Source organism: Hydrogenophaga sp. (assembly GCF_018780075.1).
In the GTDB taxonomy this organism is placed as follows: domain Bacteria; phylum Pseudomonadota; class Gammaproteobacteria; order Burkholderiales; family Burkholderiaceae_C; genus Hydrogenophaga.
Map to the genome: position 1 here is coordinate 40,124 of NZ_JADMKB010000055.1, position 18,700 is coordinate 58,823.

General features: G+C 67.5%; 18 protein-coding genes, 1 pseudogene and 1 riboswitch. Of the genes and pseudogenes, 13 read left to right on the forward strand and 6 right to left on the reverse strand.

Translation table 11 applies throughout. The annotated features are described in order from the left end of the window. Positions 1–7: 7 nt before the first annotated feature. On the reverse strand, positions 8–955 hold the full coding sequence (ctlX, locus tag IV088_RS11835) for a citrulline utilization hydrolase CtlX (protein ID WP_291102049.1): 948 nt from the start codon (positions 953–955) through the stop codon (positions 8–10). Between the two features lie 19 nt (positions 956–974). Then, positions 975–2,069 carry an ornithine cyclodeaminase gene (locus tag IV088_RS11840; RefSeq protein WP_291102051.1) on the reverse strand — a complete coding sequence of 365 codons (1,095 nt, stop codon included), beginning with the start codon at positions 2,067–2,069 and terminating at the stop codon, positions 975–977. Positions 2,070–2,198: 129 nt separating this feature from the next. On the opposite strand from IV088_RS11840, the gene IV088_RS11845 reads away from it, so the two are divergent. The 3 genes from IV088_RS11845 to IV088_RS11855 all read left to right on the forward strand — a co-directional run bounded on the left by IV088_RS11845 (position 2,199) and on the right by IV088_RS11855 (position 4,125). Beyond that, positions 2,199–2,618 (forward strand): Lrp/AsnC family transcriptional regulator, encoded by a 420-nt coding sequence (locus tag IV088_RS11845; RefSeq protein WP_291102053.1) that lies wholly within the window; start codon positions 2,199–2,201, stop codon positions 2,616–2,618. Positions 2,619–2,761: 143 nt separating this feature from the next. Next, positions 2,762–3,769: a cupin-like domain-containing protein gene (locus IV088_RS11850; protein WP_291102055.1), complete on the forward strand. Its 1,008-nt coding sequence runs from the start codon at positions 2,762–2,764 to the stop codon at positions 3,767–3,769. Positions 3,770–3,885: 116 nt separating this feature from the next. Next, complete coding sequence (locus IV088_RS11855) at positions 3,886–4,125, forward strand: hypothetical protein (RefSeq protein ID WP_291102058.1); 240 nt, start codon at positions 3,886–3,888, stop codon at positions 4,123–4,125. 6 nt (positions 4,126–4,131) lie between these two features. Here the strand turns inward: IV088_RS11855 and IV088_RS11860 are convergent, their stop codons facing one another. Then, complete coding sequence (locus tag IV088_RS11860; RefSeq protein WP_291102087.1) at positions 4,132–6,411, reverse strand: ATP-dependent DNA helicase; 2,280 nt, start codon at positions 6,409–6,411, stop codon at positions 4,132–4,134. A gap of 125 nt (positions 6,412–6,536) precedes the next feature. Here IV088_RS11860 and IV088_RS11865 point away from each other — a divergent pair, with 125 nt between their 5' ends. The 4 genes from IV088_RS11865 to IV088_RS11880 all read left to right on the forward strand — a co-directional run bounded on the left by IV088_RS11865 (position 6,537) and on the right by IV088_RS11880 (position 9,872). Beyond that, positions 6,537–7,358 carry a hypothetical protein gene (locus IV088_RS11865; RefSeq protein ID WP_291102061.1) on the forward strand — a complete coding sequence of 274 codons (822 nt, stop codon included), beginning with the start codon at positions 6,537–6,539 and terminating at the stop codon, positions 7,356–7,358. A 24-nt stretch (positions 7,359–7,382) separates the two neighbouring features. Continuing rightward, positions 7,383–7,566, forward strand: a riboswitch (yybP-ykoY riboswitch). A gap of 7 nt (positions 7,567–7,573) precedes the next feature. After that, a complete protein-coding gene (locus tag IV088_RS11870) occupies positions 7,574–8,152 on the forward strand; it encodes a TMEM165/GDT1 family protein (protein WP_291102063.1) in 579 nt (192 codons plus the stop codon). 184 nt (positions 8,153–8,336) lie between these two features. Continuing rightward, positions 8,337–9,140 (forward strand): ABC transporter permease, encoded by an 804-nt coding sequence (locus IV088_RS11875; RefSeq protein WP_291102065.1) that lies wholly within the window; start codon positions 8,337–8,339, stop codon positions 9,138–9,140. Between the two features lie 3 nt (positions 9,141–9,143). Then, positions 9,144–9,872 carry an ABC transporter ATP-binding protein gene (locus IV088_RS11880; RefSeq protein WP_291102067.1) on the forward strand — a complete coding sequence of 243 codons (729 nt, stop codon included), beginning with the start codon at positions 9,144–9,146 and terminating at the stop codon, positions 9,870–9,872. Between the two features lie 16 nt (positions 9,873–9,888). On the opposite strand, the gene IV088_RS11885 is transcribed toward IV088_RS11880, so the two are convergent. The 3 genes from IV088_RS11885 to msrB are packed head-to-tail and all read right to left on the reverse strand — an operon-like array spanning position 9,889 to position 11,472. After that, positions 9,889–10,101: a SlyX family protein gene (locus IV088_RS11885; protein WP_236961898.1), complete on the reverse strand. Its 213-nt coding sequence runs from the start codon at positions 10,099–10,101 to the stop codon at positions 9,889–9,891. Positions 10,102–10,118: 17 nt separating this feature from the next. Next, positions 10,119–11,039 carry a cysteine synthase A gene (gene cysK / locus IV088_RS11890; RefSeq protein ID WP_291102069.1) on the reverse strand — a complete coding sequence of 307 codons (921 nt, stop codon included), beginning with the start codon at positions 11,037–11,039 and terminating at the stop codon, positions 10,119–10,121. Positions 11,040–11,061: 22 nt separating this feature from the next. After that, the gene (msrB, locus tag IV088_RS11895) at positions 11,062–11,472 is read right to left on the reverse strand and encodes a peptide-methionine (R)-S-oxide reductase MsrB (RefSeq protein WP_291102071.1); all 411 of its coding nucleotides are present in this window, start codon (positions 11,470–11,472) and stop codon (positions 11,062–11,064) included. Between the two features lie 201 nt (positions 11,473–11,673). Between msrB and IV088_RS11900 the strand changes: the two genes are divergently transcribed. The 6 genes and pseudogenes from IV088_RS11900 to IV088_RS11925 form a co-directional block, all read left to right on the forward strand. After that, the gene (locus IV088_RS11900; protein ID WP_291102073.1) at positions 11,674–13,317 is read left to right on the forward strand and encodes a 3-(methylthio)propionyl-CoA ligase; all 1,644 of its coding nucleotides are present in this window, start codon (positions 11,674–11,676) and stop codon (positions 13,315–13,317) included. A 149-nt stretch (positions 13,318–13,466) separates the two neighbouring features. Continuing rightward, complete coding sequence (locus IV088_RS11905) at positions 13,467–14,702, forward strand: ABC transporter substrate-binding protein (RefSeq protein ID WP_291102075.1); 1,236 nt, start codon at positions 13,467–13,469, stop codon at positions 14,700–14,702. A gap of 129 nt (positions 14,703–14,831) precedes the next feature. Then, on the forward strand, positions 14,832–16,064 hold the full coding sequence (locus IV088_RS11910; protein ID WP_291102077.1) for a branched-chain amino acid ABC transporter substrate-binding protein: 1,233 nt from the start codon (positions 14,832–14,834) through the stop codon (positions 16,062–16,064). Positions 16,065–16,251: 187 nt separating this feature from the next. Then, a complete protein-coding gene (locus IV088_RS11915) occupies positions 16,252–17,274 on the forward strand; it encodes a branched-chain amino acid ABC transporter permease (protein ID WP_291102081.1) in 1,023 nt (340 codons plus the stop codon). A 6-nt stretch (positions 17,275–17,280) separates the two neighbouring features. Beyond that, the gene (locus IV088_RS11920) at positions 17,281–18,573 is read left to right on the forward strand and encodes a branched-chain amino acid ABC transporter permease (protein WP_291102083.1); all 1,293 of its coding nucleotides are present in this window, start codon (positions 17,281–17,283) and stop codon (positions 18,571–18,573) included. Positions 18,574–18,614: 41 nt separating this feature from the next. Then, a pseudogene (locus IV088_RS11925) lies at positions 18,615–18,700 on the forward strand (ABC transporter ATP-binding protein); the annotation flags it as partial.

The window sequence follows — 18,700 nt, forward strand, 5'->3', positions numbered from 1 at the left end:
TGCGCGGTCAGACCGCGCGACGCGGCGCCAGGTGCACGCCCGCCAGCATGCAGCGCACCGAACCACCGGCCAGTTCGATGGTCGGCACGTCCAGCGGCAGCAGCCGGGCCGAACGCTCGATGCAACGCCGCTGCTCGTCGCTCAGGCTCGCGGCGGCGCGCGCCGACAGCGCCAACACCCGCCCTTGCGGCGTCGACAGCTCGATGGCATTGCCCGCGAAATCGGCCACCTGCTGCTGCGTGATGGGCAGCACTTCGCGGCCGGTTTCTTCCAGCCGCTGACGCACTTCTGCAGCGCGCTGCGGGCTCACGATCGCATCCAGAGCGACCAGCGCGAACTGCGTGGCGATGCACATCAGCACGTTGGTGTGGTAGATCGGCTGGCCCTGCGCATCGGCGGTGTCGAAGACCAGCGGCTCGTAGTTGAAGTGGGTCGCGAAGCGCTCCAGCGCCACCGGGTCGGCGCGGTGGGAGCGCGCGGTGAAGGCCACGCGCGCCAAGTGATCCAGCACCATGGCGCCCGTGCCTTCGAGAAACAGGTTGTCGTGTTCGAGGCCGCTGTAGTCGATCACGTCCTGCACGCGGTAGTGCTGCTTGAGGAACTCGAGCACGTCGCTGCGCCGCTCGCGCCGCCGGCTCGGGTTGAACATGGGGTACACGGCCACGTGCCCGCCGGGGTGGGTGGAAAACCAGTTGTTGGGGAACACCGAGTCCGGCGTGTGGTGCCGGCCGTCGTCGTCGAACAGGTGCACGGTCACGCCCGCTGCCCGCAGGGTGTCCACGGCGCAGCTCACTTCGTCGAATGCGCGACGCGCGGTTTCGTCGGCGGGGCTGTCGGGCGACGACTGGAAACGGTTGTCGGCCGCCGTCTCGGGGTTGGGCGTGAAGTGCCGGGGCCGCACCATCACCACGGCCGGCGGCGCCTGGATCGACATGGGGGTTTCGCTGTGAGGCATTCGAACGTTCCGTTCGGGCTCAGGCCGCGAGGCGAAAGGGGGCTTTGACGGACGCCACCGGCGCAGCCGCATTCAGCATGTCGAACAAATTCTTCGGATCGGCCAGTTGCGGGATCAGCGCGATGCGCTCGCCCATGCCCAGGCGCAGCGCGCTGTCCATCATGAAGCGCAGGGCCGAGAAGTCTTCCAGCGCGAAGCCCACCGAGTCGAACACCGTGACCTGTTTGACGTTGTCGCGCCCGGCGCGCTCGCCACGCAGCACCTGCCACAGCTCGGTCACGGCGAAGTCGGCCGGCTTGTGCTGGATCTCGCCTTCCACGCGCGACTGCGGTTCGTATTCGACGAACACCTTGGCCACGTCGAGGATGTCGCCGTGCAGCTCGGTCTTGCCCGGGCAGTCGCCGCCCACGGCGTTGAGGTGCATGCCCGGCTGAATCATGTCGGGCGTGAGGATCAGGGCCATGGCCTTGTCGGCGGTGACGGTGGTCACGATGTCGGCGCCCTTGACCGCTTCGGCCGTGCTGGCGCACACCGTGATCTGCAGCCCGCTGCCCTGCAGGTTGGCCACCAGCTTGGCGCTGGCGGCGGGGTCCACGTCGTACACGCGCAGGGTCGTGATGCCGACCAGGTGCTGGAAGGCCAGGGCCTGGAACTCGCTCTGCGCGCCGTTGCCGATCAGCGCCATCACGCGGCTGTCGGGCCGCGCCAGCGTCTTGGCGGCCAGGGCCGACATGGCGGCGGTGCGCAGCGCGGTGGTGAGGGTGAGTTCGCTCAGGAACAGCGGGGCGCCGGTGTCCACATCGGCCAGCACGCCGAAGGCCATCACGGTGGACATGCCAAAGCGGGTGTTGCCGGGGTGGCCGTTGACGTACTTGAAGCTGTAGCGGTGGTCGTCGGCGACGGGCATCAGCTCGATCACGCCGTCCTTCGAATGCGCGGCCACGCGGGCGGTCTTGTCGAAATCGGCCCAGCGCAGGAAGTCGGCGCGGATGTGCTCGGCCATGTGCTGCAGGCAGAACGGCAGGCCCTGGCGGCGGATCAGCTCGGCGGCTTCGGGGGCGCTCAGGTACAGGGTGCCGGTGTCGCGGAATTGGGTCAGGTCGGTGTTTTTCATGGTCGTCTCTTGGGGTGCGCGAATCGATTCCAAGAGTCTGCCGGGAAGGCATGCCAATGAAAATCGGCAACAAAGTAGAGAAATGGTAGAAAATTGATCAATTCGGCAACATTGATTGGCTTTTTGACCATGGATCAGCTCGACCAGCAACTCATTGCCCTGCTGCGGCAGGACGCCCGGCTCTCCGTGGCCGACCTCGCCCACAAGCTCAAGGTGTCGCGCGGGACGGTCACCAACCGGCTGCGCAAGCTCGAAGACACGCAGGTGATCGTGGGTTACACCGTGCGCCTGAAACCCGAGGCGCAGCCCGAGCGCATCAAGGCCTGGATGAGCGTGCAGGTCGAGGGCAACCAGACCCGGCTGGTGATCGCCAGCCTGCTGGGCGAACCCGGCGTGGCCGCGCTGCACGACACCAACGGCCGCTGGGACCTGCTGGCCGAGCTGGAGGTGGGCTCGATGAAGGAGCTGTCCGACGTGCTGGAGCGCGTGCGCCTGATCAGCGGCATCCGCGGCACCGAGACCAGCATCCACCTGGCCAGCTACCGGTGATGGCGCGCGGCCCCGGTGCCGATCCGTGGGTGCCCGGGAGGGTGTGTCAAACGGGAGATTCCCGTAACATCTGCTGACGTGTGGGTCGATGGGCCTGCCGGGACTGTCGGTGTTGACCCACGTATCGAATCAGAAAGGCAAACATGCCGGTCCCCGTCTCCAACGATTTTTCGGGCGAGTTCTCACCGCTGTTTGATCCACCTCTGGAGCCGGTCGAGGTGGTGGATGCCCTGTCGGTGCAGGACTTTGACCAACGCTATCGGCGCCCTCGGCGGCCCGTGGTCATCAACGATGGCGCGCAATCGTGGCGAGCCTTGCAACGCTGGTCGGACCCGACCTATCTGGCGGCGGCGGCGGGTCACCGGACCACCTTTGTCCGGGACCTCGATGCCAGCAATGTGGATGGGGAAAACTACCATGAGGCCTACCGCGAGGTGGCTTTTGGCGAGCTGGTGGAGCGCCTGTTTTCTGACCAGCCACCGGCCTGGTACCTGACCCAGGGGCTTGTCATGCGGGGCAACGGACTGGGCGCGATGATGGCCGCCCGGCGCACATGGCCCGCTTCGCTGCCCGAGCTGGCCAAAGATCTGAGCTTGCCTCCTTATTGGCCGCTGGACGCACTGGCCCAGTGCAACCTGTGGATGGGGCCGGGAAACCAGTGCAGCGGCATGCACTACGACGAGTTCGACAACCTCAATGGCGTCGTGGTGGGCAGCAAGCGGTGGCTCCTGTTTCCCCATGACCAGGCGGATGTGTTGCTGAACGGCTCCCAGGTGCGCCAAACCATCGCGCCAGGCTTTCATGCCGGAGAAGCCAACCGGTTCGAAGGTGCCAGGACACGGGCGCGGGGGTACGAGTGCGTGGTCCGTCCTGGACAGTTGTTGTATGTGCCGGCGGGCATGTGGCACCAGGTGTTTTCCGGCCCTGGGGCCGGCCTCGCCGTCAACTACTGGTACCTGAGTCTGCCGCGCGACGCGGCGCGCGCGGCCGTGTTGCACGCCAGGCGCTACAGCGGCTTTTCCAGGCGCAAGCGCTTTGTGCTGGCGCTGGGCGTGATCGGCCTGCAGGCCACGATCAAGACGGTTCAATACGGATTCGGGCGACGTGCGCCCGCTGAGGTGGAGATCGGTCCGCCCGGGTACAGCCTTTAGGGCCGGCCATCGGCTTCCCGGATGGGCCGCTGCCGCCCGACGACGACGAGGACGAACCCTTGCCGTCGCCGCGCACAACATGCTCGCCCGACAGCCGCCGTTCATGCAGCGCATGCGTGCACCACAACGCGCTGAGCCCGGCGTCGGTGGAGCGCCTGAACCAGCTCTCCGAGCAGATGGGCATGAAGGTGCTGCACGCCGTCAACAAGGCAGCGATGGAAGCCGAGCAGCAGGACCACGCGGCCGCGACCCAGGCGGGGCTGCCGGCCGGATGGGCCGATGGGCTGGGGCTCAGTGTGCGCGGTGAGTGGGCGGGCGGCCGCGGGCGGGGGCGTGGTCGCGGCGGAAAGGATTGAACGGCCTCAAGGCGGTGGCGCCAGCGCCACCCGCCACCAGGCGGGCAGCAGGCGCCGCACCTCGGCGCGGGCAAAGCGGTCGTCCAGCAGCCACAGGCTGCCCCGGTCCTGCTCGCTGCGGATCACGCGCCCGGCGGCCTGCACCACCTTCATCAGCCCGGGGAACAGGTAGGTGTCGTCGTACCCGTGCCCGCTGCGCGCCTGCAGCCGCGCGCGCATCTGTTCGTTCACCGCGTTGACCTGCGGCATGCCCAGGGTCGCGATGAAGGCGCCGACCAGCCGCTCGCCCGGCAGGTCGATGCCTTCACCGAACGCGCCACCCAGCACCGCGAAACCGATGCCCTGTCCGCCTTCGACGAAGCGCCCGATGAAGGCATTGCGTTCGGGTTCGCCCATGCCGCGCGACTGCGCCCACACGGGGATGCCGGGGTGCGCGGCCCCCAGCCGGTCCAGCGCCTGTTGCAGGTAGTCGAAGCTGCTGAAAAAGGCCAGGTAGTTGCCCGGCCGCTGGGTGTACTGCGTGGCGATCACCCGCACCAGGGCGTCGAGTGACGCGCTGCGGTCGTGGTAGCGGGTCGAGATCCAGGGGGCGATGCGCACCTCCAGCTGCTCTGCCGCAAAGGGCGAGGGCAGGTCGAGCCGCAGGGTGTTCTCGGGCAGGCCCAGCATGTCGGCCACGTGGTCCATGGGCATCAGCGTGGCGGAAAACAGCGTGGCGCTGTGCGCGGCCTTCCAGCGGTCGGCGAGCAAGGGGCCGGGCACCAGGTTGCGGATGTTGACGGTCGGCAGCGGGCGGCCTCGGCCGATCTGCGGCGCGGTGCCGCGCGTGAGGTCGCACAGCGAGTGGTCGGCAAAGGTCTCGGCCACGCGCATGAAGTGCAGCGCGTCGAAGGTCCAGCGCTGCAGCGGGCTGTCGGGCGCCTCGGTCGGGTGCAGGGCCAGGTGTTCGGTGAGCGCCGCGCAGGTGGTCTGCAGCGCGGCGAGCCATTCCCCCGGCACATCGTCCAGCAGATGGTGCTCGCCCACGTGGTCGCGGGCCAGGGCGCTCCACCGCCGCTGCAGCGCGTCCATCGGCTTTTTCAGGTGGGGCGGCGCGTCGTGGCGCAGTCGCTGGAAGGTGGTGGCGTCGAGCGCGGCGCTGTGCATCTGGCGCGCGCGGTCGATCAGGTTGTGGGCCTCGTCGACCAGCAGCGCGGCGCGCCAGGCGTGCTCCAGCGTGAGCGCGTGCCAGTGCGCGCCAATGTCGAAGAAGTGGTTGTAGTCGCCCACCATCACGTCGCACCAGCGCTGCATTTCCTGCCCGAGGTAATAGGGGCAGATGCCGTGCGCCAGTGCGGTGTCGCGCAGGGTGGCCTGGTCGAGCCAGCCCGCGCGGGCGGCGGCTTCGCGGGCGGCGGGCAGCCGGTCGTAGAAGCCGCGCGCCAGCGGGCAGGCCTCGCCGTGGCAGGCCTTGTCGGGGTGCTCGCAGGCCTTGTCGCGGGCCACGCGCTCCAGCACCCGCAGCGGCAGCGCCACGGGCGCGCCGAGCCGCTGCAGCGCGTCCAGCGCGAGCTGGCGGCCGGTGGTCTTGGCGGTCAGGTAGAACACCTTGTCCGTGCCTTGTGCGGGCGCGGCGCGCAGGGACGCGAACAGCGAGGCCATGGTCTTGCCGATGCCGGTGGGGGCCTGCGCCAGCAGGTGCCGGCCGCGGGTGTGGGCGCGGTAGACGCCGGCGGCCATGTCGCGCTGCCCGGGGCGGAACGCCGGAAACGGAAAGCGCAGGTCGGCGAGCGCCGCATCGCGCACTCGGCGGTGCGCCTGCTCGCTGCGCGCCCAGGCCCTGTAGCGGGTGCAGAGCTCGGCAAAGAAGGCCTGCAGTTCGCCGGCCTCGCAGCGGCGCGTGAGCACGGTTTCTTCGGCGCTGTCGATGTTGAAGTACACCAGCGCGACGTCGATGGCGGGCAGCGACAGCTGCTCGCAGAGCATCCAGCCATAGACCTGTGCCTGCGCCCAGTGCAGGGCCTGCTGGTTGGCGGGAATGCGGCCCGCGTCGCCCCGGTGGGTCTTGATCTCTTCGAGCCGCAGCGCGGCGGGGTCAAAGCCGTCGGCCCGGCCCTGCACGGTCAGGTCGCCGAAGCGGGCGCTCAGCGGCAGCTCGCGCTGGTAGCCCGTGCCGCGCCGCGCGGTCACGCTCTGGTGCCCGGCAATGCCCTCGACCCCGCTGGGCGACGGCGTGAAGCGCAGATCCAGATCGCCGCTGCGCGCCGTGAAATGGCACAGGGTGCGCACCGCCACGGCGATCGGCAGATCGTCGGGGGCGGTGGTGTCGGGCAGCGGGAGGGAGGACGGCGGCGGCGTGTGCATCGGAGCGTGGCCGACCCGCACGCCGGGCCGGGTTGACAGGCATGTTACTGGATATACAGTCAGTCTTTATGCCCGATACCCTTGCACCCCTTCCGGCCTGGAGCCGACTCCACCATCGCCGCCTGCGCGACATCTACCGTTCGGCGGGGTGGCCGTGCCAGGACATGGTCGAGGTCGAGTTGCTGGCGGCCGGCCTGGTGGAGCGGCACTCGGTCGACGGACGGCACGACACCCTGCGGGTCACCGACGCGGGCGTCGCGCGGCTGGCGCAGGTGTTTACCAGCCACAAGGCCGCGCGCTCGCCCCACGAGGCGCTGGTTCAGCGGGTGGCCACGGCCATGGCGCGGTCCGGTCGCCTGGCCTGGCGCGGGCTTGCGTTGCGGGTGGCGTTGCCCCGGGCCTTGCTGGTCGGCGAGCCCGATGCCGCGCCGGTGGTGGCCGAGCCGTCGGTCCGCCTGCACCCGTTGTGGGACGACCTGGGCGACGGTCCTGTGGCGGCGGACCACGCCTGGTGCATGGCCTGCCCCGATGTGTTTTCCATCCGTCACAGCTCGGTCGAGGCCTACCTGCAACCGGTGGTGCACGAGATCAAGGTGAACCGCGCCGACCTCTTGGGCGACCTCAAAAAACCGGCCAAGCGCGCCGCCTACCTCGGCATGGCCGGCGCTTGCTGGTACGTGCTGGGGCAGGACGCCCGGGGCCGGCCCATCGGTGCGCCCGACGAGGTGCCGCCCGAGTGCGGCGTGATGCTGGTGGAGCAGGACGAGCTGAAGGTCGCCCGGGAAGCGCCGCGCCGCGCGATGGAGCGCCTGCCGTTTCACGTGTGGATGGCGCTGGCCAAGGCCGGGCCGGCCTGGCGGGAAGACGAGGTGGCGCAGTTGTCGCTCTGAGCGGGCCACCGGCGCCGGTCGGTACAATCGCGGGGTCATTGGGGAGTAGCCGCTCTTCACCCTGAAGAGGTTTGCGTCAACACACTTGGTCCCCCTCGGACCATGGCGCACACAGTTCCCGAACCTGGCAAGACCTTTGACCACAACGCCCCGCATGCGGCCGGGGGTGTGTTGTGGTCAATCGTCCTTGCTCCGGCCCAATGGAAATCTCCCTCATGGAATCCCTGCTCGTCTCCACCGGTGTCGTCGCCCTGGCCGAAATCGGCGACAAGACCCAGTTGCTGGCCTTCATCCTGGCCGCCCGCTTCAAGAAGCCCCTGCCCATCATCGCGGGCATCCTGCTCGCCACCATCGTGAACCACGGCCTGGCCGGTGCGCTGGGCGCCTGGATCACGGCGCAGGTCAGTCCTGGGGTCCTGCGCTGGGTGCTCGGCGCCTCGTTCATCGGCATGGCGATCTGGACCCTGATCCCCGACAAGATCGAGGAAGAGGAAACGAAGGTGGCGCACAAGCTGGGCGTGTTCGGCGCCACGCTGATCACCTTCTTCCTGGCCGAGATGGGCGACAAGACCCAGATCGCCACCATCGCGATGGCCGCCCACTACGCCACGCCGGTGCTGGTCGTGATCGGCACCACGCTGGGCATGCTGATCGCCGACGTGCCGGCGGTGTTCGTGGGCGACCGGCTGGCCAACAAGATCCCGATGAAGCTGGTGCACGGCATCGCGGCGGCGATCTTCGCGGCGCTGGGTGTGGCGACCCTGCTGGGTGCCGGCGCCAGCCTGGGCATCTGATGCGGTGGCCGCGCCATCGACCCGGCAGGCCTGTGATAGCCTCTCCCGAGGCCCCTGATCGACCGGTCGCACCATGGGGCGGTGCACCGGCCGGAGAGGGGCGGTCCAGGGAGCTGGGCATTGGCCGGTCCCCCATGAACAGGTGTGCATGCGTCGGGACCACCGACCGGAACGAGGTATTTCCATGAGTGCAAGCAAGGGTTGGCGGCAATGGCCCGCGATCCTGGATGTCGCCGCCGGCCTGAAGTGCTGGCCCATCATCAGTTTCATGGCCCTGAGCGATGTGCGCGCGCGCTACAAGCGCAGCGTGCTCGGCCCGTTGTGGCTCACGCTGGGCACGGCCATCGGGTCCATGGGCCTGGGGCTGCTCTGGAGCGAGTTGATGAACGTGCCGGCCGCGCAGTTCGTGCCGACGCTGACGGCGGGCCTGATCCTGTGGCAGTTCATGTCCGGCGTGCTGAGCGAGTCCACCACGGTGTACGTGCGCCAGGCGTCGATCATCCGCAACCTGAGCCTGCCGCTGAGCATCTACCCGCCACAACTGTTGCTGCGGCACGTGGTGAACCTGCTGCACAACCTGCCCATCTTCCTCATCGTTGCGCTGGTGTACCGCGTGCCGGTGACCTGGGCGAGCCTGCTGGTGTTTCCCGCGCTGGCGCTGCTGATTGCGAACCTGTACTGGATCTGCGTGCTGGTCAGCGTGCTGGGGGCGCGGTTCCGCGACCTGGAGCACATCGTCGGGGCGGTGCTGCCCCTGCTGATGTTCATCAGCCCGGTGTTCTACCGGCCCAACTACCTGCCGTTCAGCGAGCGCATTCTCTGGTTCAACCCGCTGTCCCACGGCATCGAGCTGGTGCGCTCGCCGCTGCTGGGGCATGCCCCGCCGCTCTTCGTCATCTGGGTCAACCTGGCCCTGTTGCTCGGCGGCTCGCTGCTGGCGTTCTGGCTGTTCAACAAAAAGCGCGATCGCATCGCCTTCTGGATCTGATTCATGGCACGCCTTTCCCTGTCGAACGTGACGGTGCAGTACCCGGTGTACAACAGCCGCAGCTTTTCATTGCGCAACCACCTGGTGCGGGTCAGCACGGGCGGGCGCATCGAGAGCGAAGCCGGCCAGGTCAACGTGGTGACCGCGCTCAAGGACGTGTCGTTCGAGCTGAAGAACGGCGACGCCGTGGCGCTGATCGGCCACAACGGCGCGGGCAAGAGCACCATGCTGCGCACCCTGGCCGGGGTCTACACCCCGATCTCGGGCACCATCGTGCGCGAGGGCCGGGTGTCGACCATGCTGGAACTGGGCGCGGGCATCGACGGCGAGCTCTCCGGCTACGAGAACATCACCCGCATGGGCGTGTTGCTCGGCATGAGCCTGAAAGAGATCGAAAAGCACACCGCCGACATCGAGGATTTCTGCCAGCTGGGGGAGTTCCTGGAGCTGCCGGTGCGCACCTACTCGTCGGGCATGTCGACCCGGCTCATGTTCGCGGTGGCCACCACGGTGCAGCCCGACATCCTGCTGGTGGACGAGATCTTCGGCATGGGCGATGCCGAGTTCCAGGTCAACGCGAAAAAGCGCATGGAGGCGCTGCTGCAGAGCGTGGGCATTTTTGTCTTCGCGACCCACAACAACGAGCTGGTCGATCGCTATTGCAACCGCTTCTTCCGGCTGGAACACGGCACCGTGCGGGAGATCGAGCGCAGCGAAGCGGTGGCCGCTTAGCCCCGCCGATCGGGTTTCAGTAGTGTGGCGGCAGCTCGTCGCGCAGCGAGCGCTGGCGGGGCATTCCGTCGTCGCTCGCCTGCCGGCGCAACTGCACCAGCTCGCGCAGCAGCAGGTCGATCTGGTCCTGCTGCTTCACCACCATGTCGTTGAGCGTGTCGAGCAGGTCCTCGGTGTAGCTCTGCTTGATTTCGAGTTGCGTGAGGCGCTCGTCGGTGCGGTCGGTCATGGGGCCGTCTCGCGCGCTCAGGCGGGCAGGAAGCCTTCGACCGACAGGTAGCGCTCACCGGTGTCGTAGTTGAAGCCGAGCACCACGGCATCGGCCGCCAGCTCGGGCAGCTTCTGCGCGATGGCCGCGAGCGTGGCGCCGGAGGAGATGCCGACCAGCATGCCTTCTTCGCTGGCGCAACGCCGCGCCATCTCGCGGGCCGGTTCGGCGTCCACCTGGATCACGCCGTCGAGCAGCGCGGTGTCGAGGTTGCCCGGGATGAAGCCGGCACCGATGCCCTGGATCGGGTGCGGCGAGGGGCTGCCGCCGGAGATCACCGGCGAGGCCGAGGGCTCCACCGCGTAGACCTTGAGCTGGGGCCATTTCGCTTTGAGCACGCGGGCGCAGCCGCTGAGGTGGCCGCCCGTGCCCACGCCGGTGATCAGCGCGTCGATGCCCTCGGGGAAGTCGGCGATGATTTCCTGCGCGGTGGTCCTGGCGTGCACCTCGGTGTTGGCCGGGTTGTCGAACTGCATCGGCATCCAGGCGCCGGGTGTGCTGGCCACGATCTCCTGCGCGCGAGCGATCGAGCCTTTCATGCCCTTCTCGCGCGGCGTCAGGTCGAAGCTGGCGCCGTAGGCCAGCATCAAGCGGCGGCGCTCGACGGACATGCTGTCGGGCATCACCAGCACCAGCTTGTAGCCCTTGACGGCGGCCACCATGGCCAGGCCGATGCCGGTGTTGCCGGAGGTGGGTTCGACGATGGTGCCGCCCGGCTTCAGCGCGCCCGAGGCTTCCGCGTCTTCGACCATCGCCAGGGCGATGCGGTCCTTGATCGAGCCACCGGGGTTGCTGCGCTCGGACTTGATCCACACCTGCTGCGTGGCGCCGGCAAACAGCTTGCTGATGCGGATGTGGGGGGTCTGGCCGATGGTCTGGAGGATGTTCTGGGCTTTCATGGGAGGTCCTTGTGCAAAGTGCTTATTTGGGTTGCAGGTCGAGGGAGGCGGAGTTCATGCAGTAGCGCAGGCCGGTGGGGGTGGGGCCGTCCTCGAACACGTGGCCCAGGTGCGCGCCGCACTGGCTGCACACGGTTTCCACACGCACCATGCCGTGGCTGCGGTCGGTGATTTCGGTGATGGCGCCGGGGATGGCCTGCGAGAAGCTGGGCCAGCCGCAGCCGGCGTCGAACTTGGTGCCGGCGTCGAACAGCGTGTTGCCGCAGCAGACGCAGTGGTAGCTGCCGTCGGCCCACACGGTCTCGTATTTGCCCGTGAACGGGCGTTCCGTGTGGGCTTTGCGCGTGACCTCGAAGGCCACCGGTTCGGCACCCTTCTCGGCGAGCAGGGCGCGCCATTCGGCATCGGTTTTCTGGACGGGGAAAGAGCTCATGGGCATCTCCGAAAGGCCCGCGTGGGGCGTTGCAACGTGCAGGGCGATGGGGCATTGTCCCCCGGATGACTTGAACCCCCTGATGGGTCGGCTATCGGGGGCAACCCGCTATGAAGGGCGCTGTCAGTTGAGGCATGATGCTGGGTAAATTTTCGAACGACCGTTCGTTTTTCAGAAACCCGATCCAAGGAGACCCCCACCATGCTGGGACAGATGCAAAGCCAACCGTTGCTGATCTCGTCGCTCATCACCCACGCCGAGCGCCACCACGCCAGCACCGAGATCGTCTCGCGCCGCGTCGAAGGCGACATCCACCGCAGCAACTGGGGCCAGATCGCCCGCCGCGCGCGCCAGGTGGCCAACGCGCTCGACAGCCTGCACCTGGCTTTTGGCGACCGCGTGGCCACGCTGGCCTGGAACGGCTACCGCCACCTGGAGCTGTATTTCGGCGTCAGCGGCACCGGCCGCGTGCTGCACACGCTGAACCCGCGCCTGCACCCCGAGCAGTTGGCCTGGATCGTCAACCACGCCGACGACCGCGCGATCTGCTTCGACATGAGCTTCCTGCCGCTGGTGCAGGCGGTGGCGGGCAAGTGCCCGGGCGTGAAGCACTGGGTGGCGCTGTGCGACGCCGACAAGCTGCCGGCCGACAGCGGCCTGCCCGGGCTGGTGAGCTACGAAGCCTGGCTGGGTGGCCAGAGTGAAACCTATGTCTGGCCCGAGCTGGACGAGAACAGCGCATCGAGCATGTGCTACACGAGCGGCACCACGGGCAATCCCAAGGCCGCGCTGTATTCGCACCGCTCCACGCTGCTGCACGCCTACGGCGCGGCCTTGCCCGACGCACTGGGCTGCTCGGCGCGCGATTCCATCCTGCCGGTCGTGCCCATGTTCCACGTCAACGCCTGGGGCCTGCCGTACTCGGCCGCCGCCGTGGGCTGCAAGCTGGTCTTCCCCGGCCCGGCGATGGACGGCAAGTCGGTCTACGAATTGATCGAATCCGAAAAGGTGAGCATGGCCGCGGGCGTGCCCACGGTGTGGCAGATGCTGCTGGGCCACATGCAGGCCGGCGGCCTGAGGTTCAGCACCATGAAGCGCACGGTGATCGGCGGGTCGGCCTGCCCGCCGGCCATGATCAACGCCTTCAATCACACCTACGGCGTCGAGGTGCTGCACGCCTGGGGCATGACCGAGATGTCGCCGCTGGGCACGGTGTGCACGCTGAAGAACGCGCAGCTGGTGCTGTCGCCCGAGGAGCAGCTGAAGGTGCGCCTGAAGCAGGGCCGCGCGGTCTACGGCGTGGACATGAAGATCGTGGACGAATCGGGCGACGAGCTGCCCTGGGACGGCAAGGCCTACGGCGACCTGCTGGTGCGCGGGCCCTGGATCATCGCCAGCTACTTCAAGGGCGAGGGCGGCGACCCGCTGCGCTACGACGCGGCGGGCAAGGGCTGGTTCCCGACCGGCGACGTGGCCACCATCGACGCCGACGGTTTCATGCAGATCACCGACCGCAGCAAGGACGTGATCAAGTCCGGTGGCGAGTGGATCAGCTCCATCGACGTGGAAAACATCGCCATGGCCCACCCGGCCGTGGCCATGGCCGCCTGCATCGGCATGAAGCACCCCAAGTGGGACGAACGCCCGATCGTGGTGGTGATGAAGAAGCCCGGCGCCGAGGTCACTCGCGAGGACCTGCTGGCGTTTTACGAAGGCAAGATCGCCAAATGGCAGGTGCCGGACGACGTGGTCTTCGTGGACGCGATCCCGCTGGGCGCCACCGGCAAGATGCAGAAGATGACGCTGCGCCAGCAGCTCAAGGACTACGTGCTGCCCGGGCTGTGAGGTGAAGAAGCACCCCCCGCGCCGCTTCGCGTCACCCCCCTCAAGGGGGGCGGCACTGGCCGTCCGGCGAAGCCGGCCCGGCGGTGCCTCTGGGTTGGACCGTTTCACGCGGTGCGGATGGCGCTCCGGCGCCGTGGAGCACTGACGGCATGCGCCGGTTCTGTGTCGCGCTGGTGGCCGCGCTGTGGTGGCCGCTGGCGTTGTGCGCCCAGCAGGGCCAGACGGTGCGCATCGCCTTCATCGATCCGCTGTCGGGGCCGGCCGCCGACATCGGCCGCAACAGCCTGAAGAGCTGGCAGTTCGTTGCCGAGCGGCTGAACGGCGGTGAAGACCGCGCCGGTGTGCGGTTCGTGATCGCCGGCTTCGACAACAAGGGCTCGCCGCAGGAGAGCCTCAACGTGCTGAAGGCGGCCATCGATCAGGGCTTCCGCTATGTCGTGCAGGGCAACGGATCGGGGGTGACGGCCGCGCTGTCCGACGCGATCACGCGCCACAACCAGCGCCTGCCGCACAAGTCGGTGCTGCTGCTCAACTACGCCGCGATGGACCCCGCGCTGACCAGCGAAAAATGCAGCTTCTGGCACTTTCGCATCGAGCCGGACACGGCGATGAAGATGCAGGCGCTCATGCTGTTTCTCGCGCAGCGGTCCGAGATCCGCAAGGTGTACCTGCTGAACCAGAACTACGCGCACGGGCAGCAGTTCTCGCGCTATTTTCGCGAGGCCGTGGCCGCGAGCCGCTTGCCCATCGAGGTGGTGGGCGACGAGTTTCACGCGCCGTTTCTCGTCCGGGATTTCAAGCCCCACGTCGACCGCGTCCGTGCCTCGGGTGCGCAGGCGCTGGTGACCGGGAACTGGGGGGCCGACATGGTGTACCTGGTGCGCTCGTTGCAGGCCCGGCAATCGACGCTGCCTCTGCTGGCTTACTACCCGGCGCTCAAAGGGGTGCCGACCGAGCTGGCGGCGGGCACGGTCGGGTTCCCCGTGTACCAGGTGGCCCAGACCCACACCAACACGGGAGGCGAGATCGGGCGTGTGGCCACGGCCTTCCGCGCCCGTCACGGCGAAGACTTCGTGGTGTCGTCCAGCCACGACGGCGTCGTGATGCTGCGCGATGCGATGTCGCGCGCCCGCTCGATCGAACCGCTGGCCGTGGCCCGGGTGCTCAGCGGCATGCGCTTTGAGGGCGCCAACGGCCCGGTCACCCTGCGCGCCGACGACCACCAGCTGCAGGCCGGCTTGTTCGTGTCGCGCTGGCAGAAAACCGATGCCCGGTTCCCGCTCGCGGCCGAAGCCACGGGCCACACCTTTGCGCCAGTGATGGCGATCAACGCCGCCCAGATCGGCCGGCCCAGTGCCTGTCAGATGGACCGCCCTGGAGGCTGAGCACTTGCGGTGCGGGCCGATGGGCCGGCCCTCCAGTCGCCTGTGCGATAGGGGGTAGGGGCAATCCCTGAGGGGAGGCACAGGCATAGCGGCTACGCTGGCGGCTTCATCTGTCCAAGGAGCCTTCACGTGAAATTCGCCCTTCAAGCTGTTGCCATCGCCGCCCTGTCTTTGACCATGATGGGTGCGCATGCCCAGAAGGGCGAAACCGTCAAGATCGCCCTGATCGACCCGCAGACCGGGCTGATGGGACCGGTGGGCATGAACCAGCTGCGCAGCTGGCAGTTTTTTGCCGAGAAGTTCAGCGCCACCAACCCGGCCGGCGTGAAGTTCGAGATGGTGGCGTTCGACAACAAGCTCAGCCCCGCAGAGAGCCTGAACGCCTTCAAGGCCGCGCTGGACCAGGGCGTGCGCTACATCGCCCAGGGCAACGGTTCGTCGGTGGCCGGTGCGCTGATCGACGCGGTCAACAAGCACAACGAGCGCAACCCGGGCAAGGAAGTGATCTTCCTGAACTACGCCGCGGTGGACCCCGATTTCACCAACAGCAAGTGCAGCTACTGGCACTTCCGTTTTGACGCCGACACCTCCATGAAGATGGAGGCCATGACCACCTTCATGAAGGACCAGAAGGACGTCAAGGCCGTGTACCTGCTCAACCAGAACTACTCGCACGGCCAGCAAGTGGCCAAGTTCGCCAAGGAGAACCTGGCCCGCAAGCGTCCCGACGTGAAGATCGTGGGCGAAGACCTGCACCCGCTGGCCCAGGTGCGTGACTTTGCGCCTTACATCGCCAAGATCAAGGCATCGGGCGCCGACACCGTGATCACCGGCAACTGGGGCTCCGACCTGGCGCTGATGGTGAAAGCGGCGAACGAAGGCGGCTACACCGGCAAGTTCTACACCTACTACACCGGCGTCACCGGCACCCCGACCGCGCTCGGAATGGGTGGCGAAGGCCGCGTGTTCCAGGTGGCTTACCAGCACTACAACATGGGCGGTCAGATGGGCAAGTGGGGCGACGAGTTCAAGGCCAAGTTCAAGGACGACATGTACACCGGTGCCATTCCCACGGCGTTCAATGTGCTGGGCGCTGCCATGGCCAAGGCCAAGTCGGCCGACCCGGTCAAGGTGGCCGCTGCCATGGAAGGCCTGAAGGTCATGAACTTCAACGGCGAAGTGGAGGTGCGCAAGATGGACCACCAGCTGCAGCAACCGCTGTACCTGACGGTCTGGCAAAAGGCCGACAAGAAGTACCCCTACAGCCCGGAGAACACCGGCATGACGCTGGCACCGGTGAAGGAATTCCCTTCTTATGTGTCCAGCACGCCGACGAGCTGCGACATGAAGCGGCCTGGATAAGGAGGCACCCCCGCCGCGCTGCGCGCGACCCCCTCCAGGGGGCAACGCGCTGCGGCCCGGCGGAGCCGGTTCCGCCGCGTTCTGGGTTCAGGCACTTCGCTCCGTTGACTTGGCTGGCGGGCCATACTCGCTATCGCGCTCGCTGGTTTTCCTTCCCCCCACGTTTCGCCCTCGAAAGGCCTGATCCATGGAGTTCTTCATCATCTCCATGCTCAACGGCGTGAGCTACGGCTTGCTGCTGTTCATGTTGAGCTCGGGGCTCACGCTCATCTTCAGCATGATGGGGGTGCTCAATTTCGCGCACGCCAGCTTTTACATGCTGGGTGCCTACATCGGCTATTCGGTGGCGCAGCTGGTGGGCTTCTGGCCTGGCCTGATCGTCGCGCCGCTCGTGGTAGGGGCGCTGGGCGCGCTGTTCGAGCGCCTGACCCTGCGCCGGGTGCACAAGTTCGGCCATGTGCCCGAGCTGCTGGTGACTTTCGGCCTCTCGTACATCGTGCTGGAGCTGGTGCAGCTGATCTGGGGCCGCACGGCGGTGGAGTTCACGCCGCCCGAGCTGCTGCGTGGCCCGGCCTTCACGCTGGTGCACGACGCGCAGGACACGCTGTCGGTGTTCTGGGGGGCGGTGGGCAGCGATGTGTGCAGCGTGGCGGGCACGATCTGTTCCCCGTTCCCCGCCACCCGGGCTTTCATGATGCTGGTCGCGCTCCTGATGCTGGTGGCCTTGTGGCTGCTGCTCACGCGCACCCGCATCGGCCTGGTCATCCAGGCCGCCCTGACCCACCCCGAGATGGTCGAGAGCCTGGGCCACAACGTGCCCCGCGTGCTGATGCTGGTGTTCGGCGCGGGCACCGGCCTGGCCGGCCTGGCGGGGGTGATCGGTGGCAGCACCTTCGTGACCGAGCCCAACATGGCGGCCACGGTGGGCTCGGTGATTTTCGTGGTGGTGGTCGTGGGCGGCATGGGCTCGCTCTCGGGCGCTTTCCTGGCCTCGCTGCTGATCGGCGTGATCCAGACCTTTGCGGTGGGGCTCGACCACTCCTTCGTCAGCGTCGCGCAGCAGTTCGGCATGCAGGTGAGCGACGCGATGCGCGAGAACTCGGTGCTCAAGCTCACGCTGTCGCAGGTGGCGCCGATCCTGCCCTACCTGTTCCTGGTGCTGATCCTGATCTTCCGGCCCAAAGGCTTGCTGGGTACGCGAGAAGGATGACCCGACATGTCTAAAACCCATTACGAATTCAAACCCTGGAACGTCGGCCGCTGGATCGTCTGGTCGCTGTTCGCGCTGGTGCTGCTGGTCGCGCCGCTGGTGTTCAGCGGCAACCTGTCCATCACCATGCTGTCGCAGATGGGCATCGCCATCATCGCCTGCCTGTCCTACAACATCCTGCTCGGGCAGGGGGGCATGTTGAGCTTCGGCCACGCGGTGTACACCGGGCTGGGCTCCTACATGGCGATGCACGCCTTGAATGCCGCCACCGATGGCCAGATCCCGATCCCCGTCAGCCTGATCCCGCTGGTGGGCGGCGTGGCCGGGCTGTTCTTCGCCATCCTGTTCGGCTATGTGACCACCAAGAAGGCCGGCACGCCGTTCGCCATGATCACGCTGGGCATGGCCGAGCTGGTGTTTGCGATGTCGCTGATGTTCTCCGAGTTCTTCGGCGGCGAGGCCGGTGTCTCGGGCAACCGGGTGGTGGGCGAGGCCTTCATGGGCATCAGCTTCGGCCCGCCGAGGCAGGTGTACTACCTGATCGCGGTCTACACCTTCGTCAGCGTGGGCCTGATGTTCGCCTTCACGTGCACGCCGCTGGGCCGCATCCTGAACGCCGTGCGCGACAACCCCGAGCGGGTCGAGTTCATCGGCTACAACACGCAGAAGGTGCGCTACCTGGCCTTCATGATCGCGGGCTTTTTTGCCGGTGTGGCGGGCGGCCTGGGGGCGCTGAACTTCGAGATCGTCACGGCCGAGGTGGTGGGCGCGGCGCGCTCGGGCGGCTATCTGCTGTTCACCTTCCTGGGCGGCGCCACCTTCTTCTTCGGCCCCATCATCGGTGGCATCCTGATGGTGCTGGCGGCCGTGCTGCTCTCGGAGCTGACCAAGGCCTGGTTGCTGTACCTCGGCCTCATCTTCCTGTTCATGGTGATGTACGCACCGGGCGGCATCGCCAGCCTGATCATGATGAACCTGCGCGTGGCCTCGTTCGGCCGGCTGCGCGAGGTCTGGGTGGCGTACCTGGCGCTGGCCGTCACGGCGCTGGTGATCCTGCTGGGCGCGGGCGCCATGGTCGAAATGATCTACCACCTGAAGCTCGACGCCGCACTGGGCGACGATCTGAAGTACCTCGGCATGACCCTGCACCCGAGCCAGGCGGGCAGCTGGTTCGGCGCGGCCTTCGTCACGCTCACCGGGTTGGGCATCTTTGAACTCACGCGCCGCCAGTTCATGCAGCAGTGGGCCGCGATCCAGACCGACATTGAAAAAGAAATCAAACGCCGGGAGACGTTATGAGCACCATGACTGACACCCCCGTGCATCCCCATGAGCAGACCATGAGCCACGTGCATGCCGGTGGCTACGCGCTGGAGCTGCGCGACCTGCGCAAGAGCTTCGGCAAGACCGAGATCATCCGCGGCGT

Excerpts from the sequence above, each read along its gene's own strand:
- ctlX (WP_291102049.1), bottom strand. The coding sequence starts at position 955 with ATGCCTCACAGCGAAACCCCCATGTCGATCCAGGCGCCGCCGGCCGTG.
- IV088_RS11840 (WP_291102051.1), bottom strand. The coding sequence starts at position 2,069 with ATGAAAAACACCGACCTGACCCAATTCCGCGACACCGGCACCCTGTAC.
- IV088_RS11845 (WP_291102053.1), top strand. The coding sequence starts at position 2,199 with ATGGATCAGCTCGACCAGCAACTCATTGCCCTGCTGCGGCAGGACGCC.
- IV088_RS11850 (WP_291102055.1), top strand. The coding sequence starts at position 2,762 with ATGCCGGTCCCCGTCTCCAACGATTTTTCGGGCGAGTTCTCACCGCTG.
- IV088_RS11865 (WP_291102061.1), top strand. The coding sequence starts at position 6,537 with ATGCCCGATACCCTTGCACCCCTTCCGGCCTGGAGCCGACTCCACCAT.
- IV088_RS11870 (WP_291102063.1), top strand. The coding sequence starts at position 7,574 with ATGGAATCCCTGCTCGTCTCCACCGGTGTCGTCGCCCTGGCCGAAATC.
- IV088_RS11875 (WP_291102065.1), top strand. The coding sequence starts at position 8,337 with ATGAGTGCAAGCAAGGGTTGGCGGCAATGGCCCGCGATCCTGGATGTC.
- IV088_RS11880 (WP_291102067.1), top strand. The coding sequence starts at position 9,144 with ATGGCACGCCTTTCCCTGTCGAACGTGACGGTGCAGTACCCGGTGTAC.
- IV088_RS11885 (WP_236961898.1), bottom strand. The coding sequence starts at position 10,101 with ATGACCGACCGCACCGACGAGCGCCTCACGCAACTCGAAATCAAGCAG.
- cysK (WP_291102069.1), bottom strand. The coding sequence starts at position 11,039 with ATGAAAGCCCAGAACATCCTCCAGACCATCGGCCAGACCCCCCACATC.
- msrB (WP_291102071.1), bottom strand. The coding sequence starts at position 11,472 with ATGAGCTCTTTCCCCGTCCAGAAAACCGATGCCGAATGGCGCGCCCTG.
- IV088_RS11900 (WP_291102073.1), top strand. The coding sequence starts at position 11,674 with ATGCTGGGACAGATGCAAAGCCAACCGTTGCTGATCTCGTCGCTCATC.
- IV088_RS11905 (WP_291102075.1), top strand. The coding sequence starts at position 13,467 with ATGCGCCGGTTCTGTGTCGCGCTGGTGGCCGCGCTGTGGTGGCCGCTG.
- IV088_RS11915 (WP_291102081.1), top strand. The coding sequence starts at position 16,252 with ATGGAGTTCTTCATCATCTCCATGCTCAACGGCGTGAGCTACGGCTTG.
- IV088_RS11920 (WP_291102083.1), top strand. The coding sequence starts at position 17,281 with ATGTCTAAAACCCATTACGAATTCAAACCCTGGAACGTCGGCCGCTGG.